Here is an 11,944-nt window from a genome sequence, read left to right on the forward strand (position 1 = left end):
CCTCTAGAGCTCGCCGGGCTGCATGGCCTCGCGGTCGAGGTCCTCGACGAAGCGGCGGGCGGGGCTGACCTCGGCGCCGGCCTTGCGGGGCGCGTAGACGACCAGCGAGTGGAAGAGGAAGCGCACGAAGAACGCGACAACGAGGGTGATCGCCGTCGCCACGACCGCTGAGATGTGCCCGGTCGAGACCATCATCGCGACGATCGGGATCCGGATGACGGCCTCGGCGTTGTTGAAGGTGAACGACTTCGCGAAGCGCAGCCACACTCCGGAGGCGCTCTCGCGCATGTCCTGGAAGACGAAGCGCTCCTGCAGCAGGAAGTTGCCGATGATGGTCACCTCGGCGGCGATGATCGCGGCGACGATGTAGTCGACGCCCCAGTGGGTGAGCGCCCAGACGATCCCGACGTTCGCGATGGCGCCGAGCCCGCCGATCACGGCGAACAGCGACATCTTGCCGAAGCGCAGCGCGGTCAGCTGCGTGAGGAAGTGCAGGCCCTGCCGCATCGACGCCTTCGACTCACCCGCATGGCGGTCGGCGAAGTCGAACGGGACCTCCGCGATGCGCATCGGGCGGCGCGCGAGGATCTCGAGCAGGATCTTGAACCCCCGGGGGCGGAGCTGCTCCGGCTCGATGGCGCGGCGGTCGATGAGGAAGAACCCCGTCATCGGGTCGGAGACGTCCTTCAGCCGGATGGGGAACATCGCTCGCGTCACGGCGGTCGACGCCTTCGACACCGTCACCCGGGTGCGGTCGGCGAGTCCGCCCGCGGTGCCTCCGCCGGCGTAGCGCGAGGCGATCACGACGTCCACGTCGCCGCGCGAGTAGCGGTGCCAGAGCTCCGGGATCTCTTCGGGCGGATGCTGCAGATCGGCGTCCATGACGAGGCAGGCGTCCGCCTCGGCAGCGGCGAAGCCTTCCATGACCGCTCCCCCGAGGCCGCCGACGGGTCGGTCCCGGTGGATCAGCCGGACCGGCAGGGAAGCGGATGCTGCGACTTCGCGGATCACGTCGGGAGTGGCATCCGTGCTGTCGTCGACGAAGACGATCTCGGCATCGAGCCGGTTCTGCACCGCGGCGGTGATACGCCGGACGAGCTCCGCGATGTTCGGAGCCTCGTTGTACGTCGGAACCACGATGGACAACAGCATCGCGGGCTATCCTCCCACGCGTCGGTGAATGGTCCACTCAGGGTTCAGCAGACGCATGGGAGACGCACGGCCGGCACACCGGATGCCTCACCCGGCCCGCGCCCAGGATCCATCCCGGAGAATGGAAGGGTGACCTACACGCCCGACTCCTCCTCGACCATCACGATGTTCGGCGCCGACTGGTGCCGCGACTGCATCCGCACCAAGAAGCAGCTCGACGAGCTCGGCATCTCGTACACGTACGTCGACCTCGTCGCCGACCCCGCCGCGGCGGACGTCGCCCGCGACATCTCGGGCCGCACCAACATCCCGGTCGTCGTGTACCCGGATGCCTCGCACCACGTCGAGCCGTCGAACGCCGACGTCGAGTCGAAGCTGCGCGAGCTCTCCCTCATCTGAGGCCGCCCACCTGTCTTGCCCCGGGTGAGGGGATTGTCGGGGGGTCGGCGATCCGGCATCTCGACACCCTGACGCCGCGGCATCCCTCCTCATTAGGCTGAGGCCGTGAGCGTCGAACGCAATACCCGGGCGATCGAGGGATCCGTCGTCACCGACTTCGAAGACCGCATGAGTTACGGCGGCTACCTCGATCTCGCCACCCTGCTGTCGGCCCAGCGCCCGCTCAGCAACCCCGAGCACCACGACGAGCTGCTGTTCATCGTGCAGCACCAGACCACGGAGCTGTGGCTGAAGCTCGTGCTGCACGAGCTCGGCGCCGCGTGCCGGCTGCTGCGCGAGGACCAGCTCGCACCCGCGCTCAAGGGCATCGCGCGCGTCAAGCACATCCAGAAGACCCTCACCGAGCAGTGGTCGGTGCTCGCGACGCTGACACCCGCCGAGTACGGGCAGTTCCGCGGCGTGCTGGGCAACGCGAGCGGCTTCCAGTCGGCGCAGTACCGCGCCGTCGAGTTCACGCTCGGCAACAAGAACGCCGCGATGCTGCGGGTGTTCGCCTCCGACCCCGCCGCCCACGCGCTCGTCGGCGCCGCACTCGAGGCGCCGAGCCTCTACGACGAGTTCCTCGGGCTGCTCGCCCGCTCGGGCTACCCGATCCCCGCCGAGGTGCTCGGGCGCGATGTCACGAAGGCGTGGACCTACACGGCGGAGCTCGTGCCGGTGTTCACCGAGATCTATCGCGACCCCGAGGCCCACTGGGCGGCCTACGAGACGTGCGAGGAGCTCGTCGACCTCGAGGACAACTTCCAGCTGTGGCGCTTCCGTCATCTCAAGACGGTCGAGCGCATCATCGGCTTCAAGACGGGCACCGGCGGATCGAGCGGCGTGCCGTTCCTGCAGCGGGCCCTCGATCTCACCTTCTTCCCCGAGCTGTACGCCGTGCGGACGGAGCTGTGATGTCGCACGATCCCGACGCACTGCGCGAACTCCTCGGTGCCGATGCGGCGCTCTGCCACCGGGCCATCACCGGCGAGCACGGTGTCTCGCTTCCCCCGTTCACCGATCACCACGTGCACCTGCATCTCATCGATGAGAGCGGTCTGGCCGCGGGCGGCATCGCGGGAGTCGTCGATCTCGGCGGCGACCCGGTGGCGCTGGCACGGCGCGGGAACCACAGCATTCCGCGCGTGGCATATGCCGGCGCGTTCCTCACTGCGGTGGGGGGATACCCGCTCGGCCGGTCCTGGGCACCCGCGGAGATCGCCCGCGAGATCGCGGACGCGTCGACCCACCCCGGCGTCGCCGGCGGCGCGGGGACCGCGGTCGACGAGCAGGCGTCGTTCGGGGCATCCGTCATCAAAGCCGCGCTCAACAGCGCGGCGGGTCCCGTGCTCGACGCGCAGGCGCTGGCCGCGATCGTCGAGGTCGCGCGCGAGCGCGGGCTGCCCGTCGTCGCGCATGCGGAGGGCGACGGGATGCCGCAGCTCGCACTCGACGCGGGCGTCGACGGCTTCGCCCACACGCCGTTCACCGAGTTCGTCGGACGCACCTTCACCGCCCACGCGGTCGCCGCCGGTCAGGTGTGGATCTCGACGCTCGCGATCCACCGCGCAGACGCCGAGTCCGCCGAGTACGCGCGGGTGAACCTCGCGGGCTTCGCCGCCGCGGGCGGGCGCGTGCTCTACGGCACGGATCTCGGCAACGGCGAGCAGCCGGTGGGCGTCAACCCCGAAGAGGTCGCGGCGCTCGACCGCGCGGGCATCCGCGGTGCAGCGCTCATCTCCACGCTGGCCGACCCCTGGCCCCTGGCCGATCCGCCCTCGGGCGTCTGCACCTTCGTCCCCGGCCCCCCGCCCACTGGACTCGACGAGGTCGCCGAGTGGCTGCGGGGAGCGACCGTCGTCCCCACCGAGGAGCTCATCCATGACGACCACTGACCCGGCGCAGGCGCGGGTGGCCGAGCGGCTCGAGGACGAGGCATCCGTTCTCGACGCCGCAGACCCGCTGCGCGCGCACCGCGACGCGTTCGTCGGAGCCGAGACATCGCTCGTGTACTTCGACGGGAACTCGCTCGGTCGTCCGCTGCGGGCGAGCGTCGATCGGCTCGCCGCGTTCGCGCGCGACGAGTGGGGAGGGCGCCTCATCCGCGGCTGGGACGAGTCGTGGATGCAGCTGCCGTTCGACATCGGCGACGCCGTGGGGCGCGCCGCGATCGGCGCCGCGGCGGGCCAGACGGTGATCGGCGACTCGACGACCGTCCTCCTCTACAAGCTGGTGCGGGCCGCGTTCGACGCGGCCCTCGCCGCGGATCCGGCGCGCGTGGAGATCGTCGTCGATCGCGACAACTTCCCCACCGACCGCTACCTCGTCGAGGGCATCGCCGCGGAGCGCGGCGGACGCGTGCGCTGGATCGACGTGGATCTCGCCCGCGGCGTGTCCGCCGAGGCGCTTGCCGCGGCGGTCGGCTCCGAGACGGCGGTCGTGCTGCTGTCGCACGTCGCGTACCGCTCGGGATATCTGACGGATGCCGCGACCCTCACCCGCATCGCGCACGCCGCCGGCGCGCTCATCGTGTGGGACCTCTGCCACTCGGCGGGCTCGGTGCCGGTCGAGGCCGACGCGTGGGGATTCGACCTCGCGGTGGGCTGCACGTACAAGTACCTGGGCGGCGGTCCTGGTTCGCCGGCGTTCGCCTACGTCGCCTCGCGGCTGCAGGATCGGCTCGCCCAGCCCATCCAGGGGTGGATGGGCGCGGCCGACGTCTTCGCGATGGGCCCGGAGTACCGCCCGGCCGGCGGCATGCGGCGCTTCCTGTCGGGCACGCCGCCCATCGTCGGCATGCTCGCGATGCAGGACACCCTCGACCTGCTCGAGGAGGTCGGGATCGAGGCCGTGCGCGCGAAGTCCATCGCGCTCACGCAGTTCGCCGTGCGGGTGGCCGACGAGCTGCTCGCCCCGCTCGGGGTCACGGTGGCGTCGCCGCGGGATCCCGCTGAGCGCGGCGGACACGTGACGCTCTCGCACCCGTCGATGCGCGCGGTCACCGGCCGCCTGTGGACCCAGGACGTCATCCCCGACTACCGCGATCCCGACGGCCTCCGCATCGGCCTCTCCCCGCTGTCCACGTCTTTCACCGAGACCATCGCCGGGCTTCGGGCGGTCGAGGCCGCGGTCCGCGCGGAGTCCTGACGGCGGGATCGGCGTCCACAGGCCGAGCCGAGCAAGCGACACTGCTGACCTACACTGGCGCGATGAGCAATGAGGCTCCGCCGGCGACTGGGGTTCCGGCATCCATCTCCTCCGCACGTCTCAGCCGGGGCACGATCGCGCGCTATGCGACCGGGTCGCTGGGCACGGGCGGGTTCGCGACCCTGCCCGGCCTGGTGCTGACCTACTACCTCACCGACTCGCTCGGCGTCGCGGCGCTCGCGGCCGGCGCCGTGATCACGGTCGCGAAGGTGTGGGACGTCGTGATCGACCCGGTCATCGGGGCGCTCACCGACCGCGACCTCGCCCGCCACGGCAGCCGGCGACGCCTGATGCTCATCGGCGCGCTCGCACTGCCGGTGCTGTTCGCGCTGACGTTCGCGGTGCCGCCGTCGCTCGGTCCCGTGGTGGCCGGCATCTGGGTGCTGCTCGCGTTCACGCTCACGGCGACGGCGTTCAGCCTCTTCCAGGTGCCGTACATCGCGCTTCCCGCCGAGCTCACGCCGCGCTACGACGAGCGCACGCGCCTGCTGACGTGGCGCGTCGTCGTGCTGACGCTCGCGATCCTGCTCTTCGGCGCCGGGGGCCCGGCGCTGCGTCGTGTGTCGGAAGACCCGTTCGTCCAGTACCTGGTGATGGGCGTGGTCTGCGGCGTGGTGATCGGGATCGGGATGCTGGTGGCCACCGGTGTCGCCAGGCGCCGGGTCGACGCCTCCGGGGCCGCTGCTGCACCTGCAGCTTCGGCGAGCGCGGAGCCTTCGGCGGGGATCCGGGAGCACTTCGCCTCGGGGATCGGTGCCCTCACGCGCAGCAGGCCGTTCCGGCTGCTGCTGTCGACGTTCGTGCTGCAGGCGCTGGCCACCGGGCTCATGCTCGCCGGTGCGCAGTACGTGGCGACGTGGGTGCTGCACTCTCAGGCCGCGGTCGAGCTGCTGTTCGTCGCGCTCATCGCGCCGGCCCTGCTCGCCGCCCCCGCGTGGGGAGTGGTCGCGCGCCGCATCGGCAAGGAACGGACGTTCACGATCGCGAGCGTCGTGTTCGCGATCGCGGCCCTGTCGATCGTCGGCATGCTGTGGGCGCCGGGCGACTGGATCTACGCGCCGGTCGGCGTCGCCGGCATCGCGTACGCGGGCATGCAGTCGCTGCCGATGGCGATGCTCCCCGACGTCATCTCGCACGACGAGCGCACGCACGGACCCGGTCGCGCAGGGTCGTTCAGCGGCGTGTGGACCGCCGGCGAGACGGTGGGCTTCGCGCTCGGCGCGACGACGCTGGCGGTGATCCTGGCCGTGACGGGATACGTCTCGTCGACGGGCACGCAGGTGGTGGAGCAGCCGGATGCAGCGATCACGGGCATCGTCGTGAGCTTCAGCCTCGCGCCGGCCGTGCTGATCGCGCTGAGCCTTCTCACCCTCGCCCGCTACCCGCTGCGCCGCGCCGACATCGATCACGGCTGACGGCCGGGCGCCGCAGCATCCGTCCGCCGGCACAGAATCGGAGATCTTCGCCGACACGCGGACGAACGGATGCCGCCTCCCGGCGTGTCGGGCCGCACCGCCGATTCTGTGCACGACGACGTGGGATCGGGTCGCACACCTGCTGACACCGAGTGTCTGGCGCCGTGACGTAGGATGCCCGGTGACGGACTCACGAGCGGGAGTCGCGCGCGAGTTCGAAGGAGAACACATGTCCCCCACCTCGTCCGCGACGCCGGCGAAGCCGCGCAAGGCGCCGGGGAACGCGCCGAAGTCCGACGTGCCGGCGGACGAGCGGGCGGCGCTCGATGCCGACATCGATCGGCTCGAAGCGGGCGCCAAGGTGTGGGTCGCGCTGACCCTCGACCAGCGGGCCCGCCTGCTCGGCCGCGTCCGCGATGCCGTCGGCGTCGTCGCACAGGAGTGGGCCGACGCCGCGACGGTGTCGAAGGGCCTGACGCCAGGGCATCCGCTGTCGGGGGAAGAGTGGCTCGGCGGGCCCTACGCCGTCATCGGACTGCTCGACGCCCTCCGCGAGACGCTCGAGGCGCTCGCGAAGGGCCGCAGTCCACTCGACGGCGTCACGCTCGACGAGGCTCCCGGCGGTCGTCTGCGCGCGCACACGTTCCCGCTGAACGGCACCGAGAAGTTCCTGCTGTCGGGCTTCACCGGCGAAGTGTGGTTCGAGCCGGGCGTCTCCGCGATCGAGGCGACCCGCGCGGCCGGCCTCGCCCAGCTCAGCCCGACCTCCTCCGGCGGTGTCGGCCTCGTGCTCGGCGCGGGCAACGTGACCTCCATCCCGGTCGCCGACGTGCTGTACGAGCTCTTCGCGCACAATCGCGTGGCGCTGCTCAAGGTCAACCCGACGCAGGACGCACTCGTGCCGGTGTTCGAGCGCGCGCTCGCCCCGCTGATCGAGCCCGGCTTCGTGCGCATCGTGCGCGGCGGGGCCGCGACCGGCGCCTACCTGACCTCGCACCCGCGCTTCGCGCACGTGCACATCACCGGCTCGGCGGTCACGTTCGACGCGATCGTATGGGGCACCGGGACGGATGCCGCACGCGAGTCCGGAACCCCGAAGCTGCAGGTGCCGATCACCGCCGAGCTCGGCGGCGTCTCGCCCATCATCGTGGTGCCGGGCCGGTGGTCGGCGGCCGACCTGAAGTACCAGGCGGAGCACGTCGCGACCATGCGCCTCGTGAACGCCGGGCACAACTGCATCGCAGGGCAGGTCGTCATCGTGAGCTCCGACTGGCCGCAGCGCGCGGACTTCCTGCGCGAACTGCACGCGGCGTACGCCGCGGCCCCGCAGCGCCCGGTCTGGTACCCCCGCAGCGAAGAGCGGCTGGAGGCCGCAGCATCCGCTTATCCCGATGCCGTGTGGAGCGCCGACCGCACGCGCGCGATCGTCGCGGCCGGCGACGGCGACGACGAGGTCGAGACGGTCGAGTACTTCGCACCGATCCTCGGGGTCGTCGAGGTCGGCGGCACCGGCCAGGAGTTCCTCGATGGCGCAGTGGCGCACGCGAACGACCGCCTCACCGGCACCCTCGGCGCGAACGTGATCATCGACCCCGCCACCGAGGAGGCGCTCGGCGAAGGGTTCGAGCGCGCGATCGCCGACCTCCGCTACGGCGACGTCGCGATCAACACATGGACGGCCTTCAACTTCCTGACCGCACGCCTCACGTGGGGCGGTTTTCCGGGAGCGACGCTCGCCGACGTGTCGAGCGGCATCGGCGTGGTGCACAACGCGCTGCTGCTGGATCGGGTCGAGCGCTCGGTCGCGCGCGGCCCGTTCCGCCCCTTCCCCCGGTCGGCCGGCAAGGGCGTGTTCACGATCCTGCCGACGCCGCCGTGGTTCGTGAGCTCGCGCACCGGCGCCGAGGTCAGCGCCGGCCTCACGCGCTATCTCGTCGACGGCAAGCTCCCCGGATTGGTGAAGACCCTGACCAAGGCCATGCAGGCGTGACCGCCGGCTTCGGTGACGACGGGCTCGAGGCCGACTACGTCGTCGTCGGCGCGGGCTCGGCGGGTGCGGCGCTCGCAACCCGGCTGAGCGAGGACCCCGACGTCTCGGTGCTGCTGCTCGAGGCCGGCGCCCCCGACAGAGCGCCTCAGCTGCACGTGCCCGCTGCGTTCTCGAAGCTGTTCCGCGGCGAGTACGACTGGAACTACGACACGGTGCCCCAGCCGCAGCTCGAAGGCCGCACGGTCTACTGGCCGCGCGGCAAGACGCTGGGCGGGTCGTCGTCGCTCAATGCCCTGATGTGGATCCGGGGCTTCGCCGCCGACTACGACGAGTGGGCGGATGCTGCCGGCCCGGCGTGGTCGTGGGACGCCCTGGTCCCCTACTTCCAGCGCGTCGAGCGCACCGCCGACCCGGTCGACCTGACGCAGGGCTCCCAGGGCCCGCAGTCGGTCGAGCACCAGCGCGACCCCCGGCCGCACACGGCCGTGTTCCTGGCAGCGGCGCGGGAGGCGGGGCATCCGGTGACTCCGCCGAACCTCCCCGCAGGGCAGGGGTTCTCGCAGACGATGGTCAGTCAGCACCGCGGCGCCCGCGCCTCGACCGCCGACGCGTACCTGCGGCCGGCGAAGAGGCGGCGCAACCTGCGCGTCGTGACGCGGGCGCACGTGCGACGCGTGACCTTCGCCGCTTCGACGGGGACCGGGACTCCGCGCGAACCGCGTGCGACCGGCGTGTACGCCGACATCGACGGGATCACGCGCCACGTGCGCGCGCGGCGAGAGGTCGTGCTGTCAGGCGGCGCCGTCAACACCCCCCAGCTGCTGATGCTGAGCGGCATCGGCCCGGCGGAGCACCTCGCCGCACACGGCATCGACGTGGTCGTCGATGCGCCCGAGGTCGGCGCGAACCTTCAGGACCACCTCGTCGCCGGGCTCGCCCCCGCGGCCCACGGCGGAACGCTCTACGATGCCGAGAAGCCCGCCGAGCTCGTGAAGTACCTCCTGGCCCGCAAGGGGATGCTGACCTCGAACGCCGCCGAGGCGTACGGTTTCGTGCGCACACCCGTGGCCGATGCGGCCGGCGTCCCCGAGAGCCTCCCCGACATCGAGATCATCTTCGTGCCCGGGCCGTACGTCGGCGAAGGCCTGGTCCCGATGCCGGCGCACGGGCTGACGGTCGCCGCGATCCTGCTCAGGCCCGTCAGCCGCGGCACGATCCGCCTCGCGTCGGCGGACCCGGCCGAGGCTCCGCTCATCGACCCCGCCTACCTGTCGGACGCCGGCGACATCGACGCCACGACGCTGCGCGCGGGCCTCGCCGAGTGCGAGCGCCTGATCGACACCGACGCGCTGCGGAAGATCACGACCGGCGGGTGGGTGCTGCCCGAGGGCGGCGAGAACATGACGCCGGCCGATCGCGCCGAGCTGTCCCTGCGCCGCTACTCGCACACCCTGTATCACCCCGTCGGCACGGCACGGATGGGGACGGATGCCGCATCCGTCGTCGACCCCGAGCTCCGCGTCCGTGGCGTGAGCGGCCTCCGCGTGGCCGACGCCTCGGTCATGCCCACGGTCATCCGCGGCCACACGAACGCTCCGTCGATCGTGATCGGCGAGGTCGCGGCTGACCTCGTGCTCGGCCGACGCGTCTGACCGGCCCTGGCGGTCCCGGTGGGTGACCGCGGGGCGCCTCAGCGGTGGGGCGCCGGCACCGCGACCTCGGGGAGCGCCAGCGGCGTACCGCCGGCGAACATGCGCCGGACCAGGGGCAGCGCGGCGCGCGAGAACATCACGCGGGTCAGCGCCCGCGACATCGCCGCCTCGAACCGGGTCGCCGGGACCATCCGCCTGATGCCGCCGCCGGGGATCTCCTTGCCCTTCTCGGCGAACGGCGCGATGTCGGCCGAATAGTGGCGCAGCGCACCCACGGCGTCGCCGGGCGTCGCCGCGAGCCGTGCCGCGAGCAGGTACGCCCCGATGAGGGCCGTGGCCGTGCCCTGACCGGTCATCGGCGAGCCGCACGACGCGGCGTCGCCGAGCAGCACCACGCGGCCGTTTGCGACGTCCGGCACGTCGATGCGCACCAGCTCATCGAAGTACAGATCGGATGCCTCGGCCAGCGCCCGGAGCACAGCCGGCGCATGCCAGCCGGCGCCGGCGATGCGATCGCGGATCAGCGACTCCTGCGCGGCTCGGTCGCCGCGCAGCGCGGTGTCGCGGTCCATGCGGAACGTGAGGATCGCCTTCGAGGTCGCCGGATCGCGGTCCGGTCGGATTCCGAAGGTCGCTCCGGGCACGAACCGCATCGCGAACCAGTGCTCTTCGAGGTCGGCTGGCGTCGGCATCGTGAAGAACGCGGCGTATCCGCCCAGGTAGGTGGCGAACCGGTCCTCCGGCCCGAAGGCGAGCCCGCGGGTGAGGGAGTGCACGCCGTCGGCGCCGACCACGACGTCGAAGCGGCCGGGTTCGGCGTGTTCGAATTCGACGTCGACGCCCGTCGCATCCTGGGCGAGAGCGGTCAGGCGATCGCCGAAGCGGAGCTCGAGCAGCCCGGGTGACGCGTCGGAGGCGGCGCGCAGCGCGTCGAGCAGCACCTGCGCGAGGTCGCCGCGGGCGATTTCGATCTCGGCGACCGCTCCTTCGCCGTCGAAGTCCGCCATCGACATGCGGCCGAACACCCTCCCCTCGCCGTCGACGTACGACATGCCTTCCTCGTGCACGCGCAGGCGATTGACACCGGGCATGATCCCCATGCGCTCGGCGACCTCGCGACTCGCACCGCGCAGGTCGACCGCCTGCCCGCCCGGGCGCGGAGCCTCCGCACGTTCCACGACGGTGGTGCGGATGCCGGATCGCACCAGCTGCACGGCGAGGGCGAGACCGGCGATCCCGGCGCCGGAGACGAGGACGTGAGGCGTCGCGTCGAAGTCGTTCATGAGGTGTCCCATCTCTTAGACATCTGTATGAGACATATGTCTAACAGACTTGTCAGACGTTTGTCTAGCACGTTCGTCTCAGACACATCGGTACGATGGGCGCATGGGCAATCGCGAAGACCTCCTGGCCGGTGCACGACAGGTGATCCTCGAGCGCGGCGTCGCCAAGGCCACCGCGCGCGACATCGCCGCCGCGGCAGGTGTGAGCCTCGCTGCGATCGGCTATCACTTCGGCTCGAAGGACGAGCTGATCAGCGCCGCGCTCACCGAGTCCCTCGGCAGCGGCATCGGCGACGCGATGGAGGCCATCGTCGACGAGACGGCCGCACTCCCCCTGATCGACGGCTTCGCCACGCTGTTCGACCGCATGCCCGAGATCTTCGCGGCCAACCGGGAGGCGCTGGTCGCCAGCCTGGAGAACTCCGTTCGCGTGTCACGCGACGCCGGTGCGAGCCGAGCGCTGGCGGATGCCACGGAGCAGGCGCACCTGGGCATCGTCGAGGTGCTGCGCTCCGCACGCCCCGACCTCGGCCCCGCCGACCTCGATGCGATCGCCAAGCTCGAGTTCGTGCTCGTGCAGAGCCTCGGTCTGCTGTGGATCATCAGCCCCGAGTCCCTGCCGACCGGCGACGAGCTCGCCCGCGCGGTCACCGCGATCGCCGGCGACGGCGCGGGCGGCGCCTGGACCCGGCCCTCCTCCACCCCGTAAACAGGTCAACCGCGGTTCCACAGGACGGGCCCCCGCGCACGCGTCCTGCAGAAGCCCGGTTGACCTGTCGGGGGGATGGAGGGATGGATGCTTCGAGC

The 11,944-nt window shown here is 71.6% G+C and carries 10 protein-coding genes; 8 read left to right on the forward strand and 2 right to left on the reverse strand.

All coding sequences use genetic code 11. From position 1 onward, the window contains the following. Positions 1-3 precede the first annotated feature (3 nt). Complete coding sequence (locus RS82_RS05910; protein WP_045297619.1) at positions 4-1,152, reverse strand: glycosyltransferase; 1,149 nt, start codon at positions 1,150-1,152, stop codon at positions 4-6. A gap of 165 nt (positions 1,153-1,317) precedes the next feature. Here RS82_RS05910 and RS82_RS05915 point away from each other — a divergent pair, with 165 nt between their 5' ends. From RS82_RS05915 to RS82_RS05945, 7 genes are all read left to right on the forward strand, one after another. Then, entirely contained in the window at positions 1,318-1,551 is a 234-nt protein-coding gene (locus tag RS82_RS05915; protein ID WP_045297699.1) for a glutaredoxin domain-containing protein, read from the forward strand. A gap of 105 nt (positions 1,552-1,656) precedes the next feature. Next, positions 1,657-2,505, forward strand: a complete 849-nt coding sequence (gene kynA, locus RS82_RS05920; protein ID WP_045297620.1) for a tryptophan 2,3-dioxygenase — start codon at positions 1,657-1,659, stop codon at positions 2,503-2,505. Then, positions 2,505-3,485, forward strand: coding sequence for an amidohydrolase family protein (locus tag RS82_RS05925; RefSeq protein ID WP_045297621.1), 981 nt, complete (start codon positions 2,505-2,507; stop codon positions 3,483-3,485). Before kynA ends, RS82_RS05925 begins: the two co-directional genes overlap by 1 nt. Next, entirely contained in the window at positions 3,472-4,737 is a 1,266-nt protein-coding gene (locus RS82_RS05930; protein WP_045297623.1) for a kynureninase, read from the forward strand. The genes RS82_RS05925 and RS82_RS05930 overlap by 14 nt, the downstream gene beginning before the upstream one ends. A gap of 62 nt (positions 4,738-4,799) precedes the next feature. Continuing rightward, on the forward strand, positions 4,800-6,212 hold the full coding sequence (locus RS82_RS05935; protein ID WP_045297624.1) for an MFS transporter: 1,413 nt from the start codon (positions 4,800-4,802) through the stop codon (positions 6,210-6,212). Positions 6,213-6,441: 229 nt separating this feature from the next. Then, positions 6,442-8,202 (forward strand): aldehyde dehydrogenase family protein, encoded by a 1,761-nt coding sequence (locus tag RS82_RS05940; RefSeq protein ID WP_045297626.1) that lies wholly within the window; start codon positions 6,442-6,444, stop codon positions 8,200-8,202. Next, positions 8,199-9,854, forward strand: a complete 1,656-nt coding sequence (locus RS82_RS05945; RefSeq protein ID WP_045297627.1) for a GMC family oxidoreductase — start codon at positions 8,199-8,201, stop codon at positions 9,852-9,854. Before RS82_RS05940 ends, RS82_RS05945 begins: the two co-directional genes overlap by 4 nt. Positions 9,855-9,892: 38 nt before the next feature. Here RS82_RS05945 and RS82_RS05950 read toward each other — a convergent pair whose 3' ends face one another. Further along, the gene (locus RS82_RS05950; protein WP_045297628.1) at positions 9,893-11,137 is read right to left on the reverse strand and encodes an FAD-dependent monooxygenase; all 1,245 of its coding nucleotides are present in this window, start codon (positions 11,135-11,137) and stop codon (positions 9,893-9,895) included. Between the two features lie 103 nt (positions 11,138-11,240). On the opposite strand from RS82_RS05950, the gene RS82_RS05955 reads away from it, so the two are divergent. After that, positions 11,241-11,846, forward strand: a complete 606-nt coding sequence (locus RS82_RS05955) for a TetR family transcriptional regulator (RefSeq protein ID WP_045297630.1) — start codon at positions 11,241-11,243, stop codon at positions 11,844-11,846. Positions 11,847-11,944: the final 98 nt, after the last annotated feature.

Source organism: Microbacterium trichothecenolyticum (genome assembly GCF_000956465.1).
GTDB lineage: Bacteria > Actinomycetota > Actinomycetes > Actinomycetales > Microbacteriaceae > Microbacterium > Microbacterium trichothecenolyticum.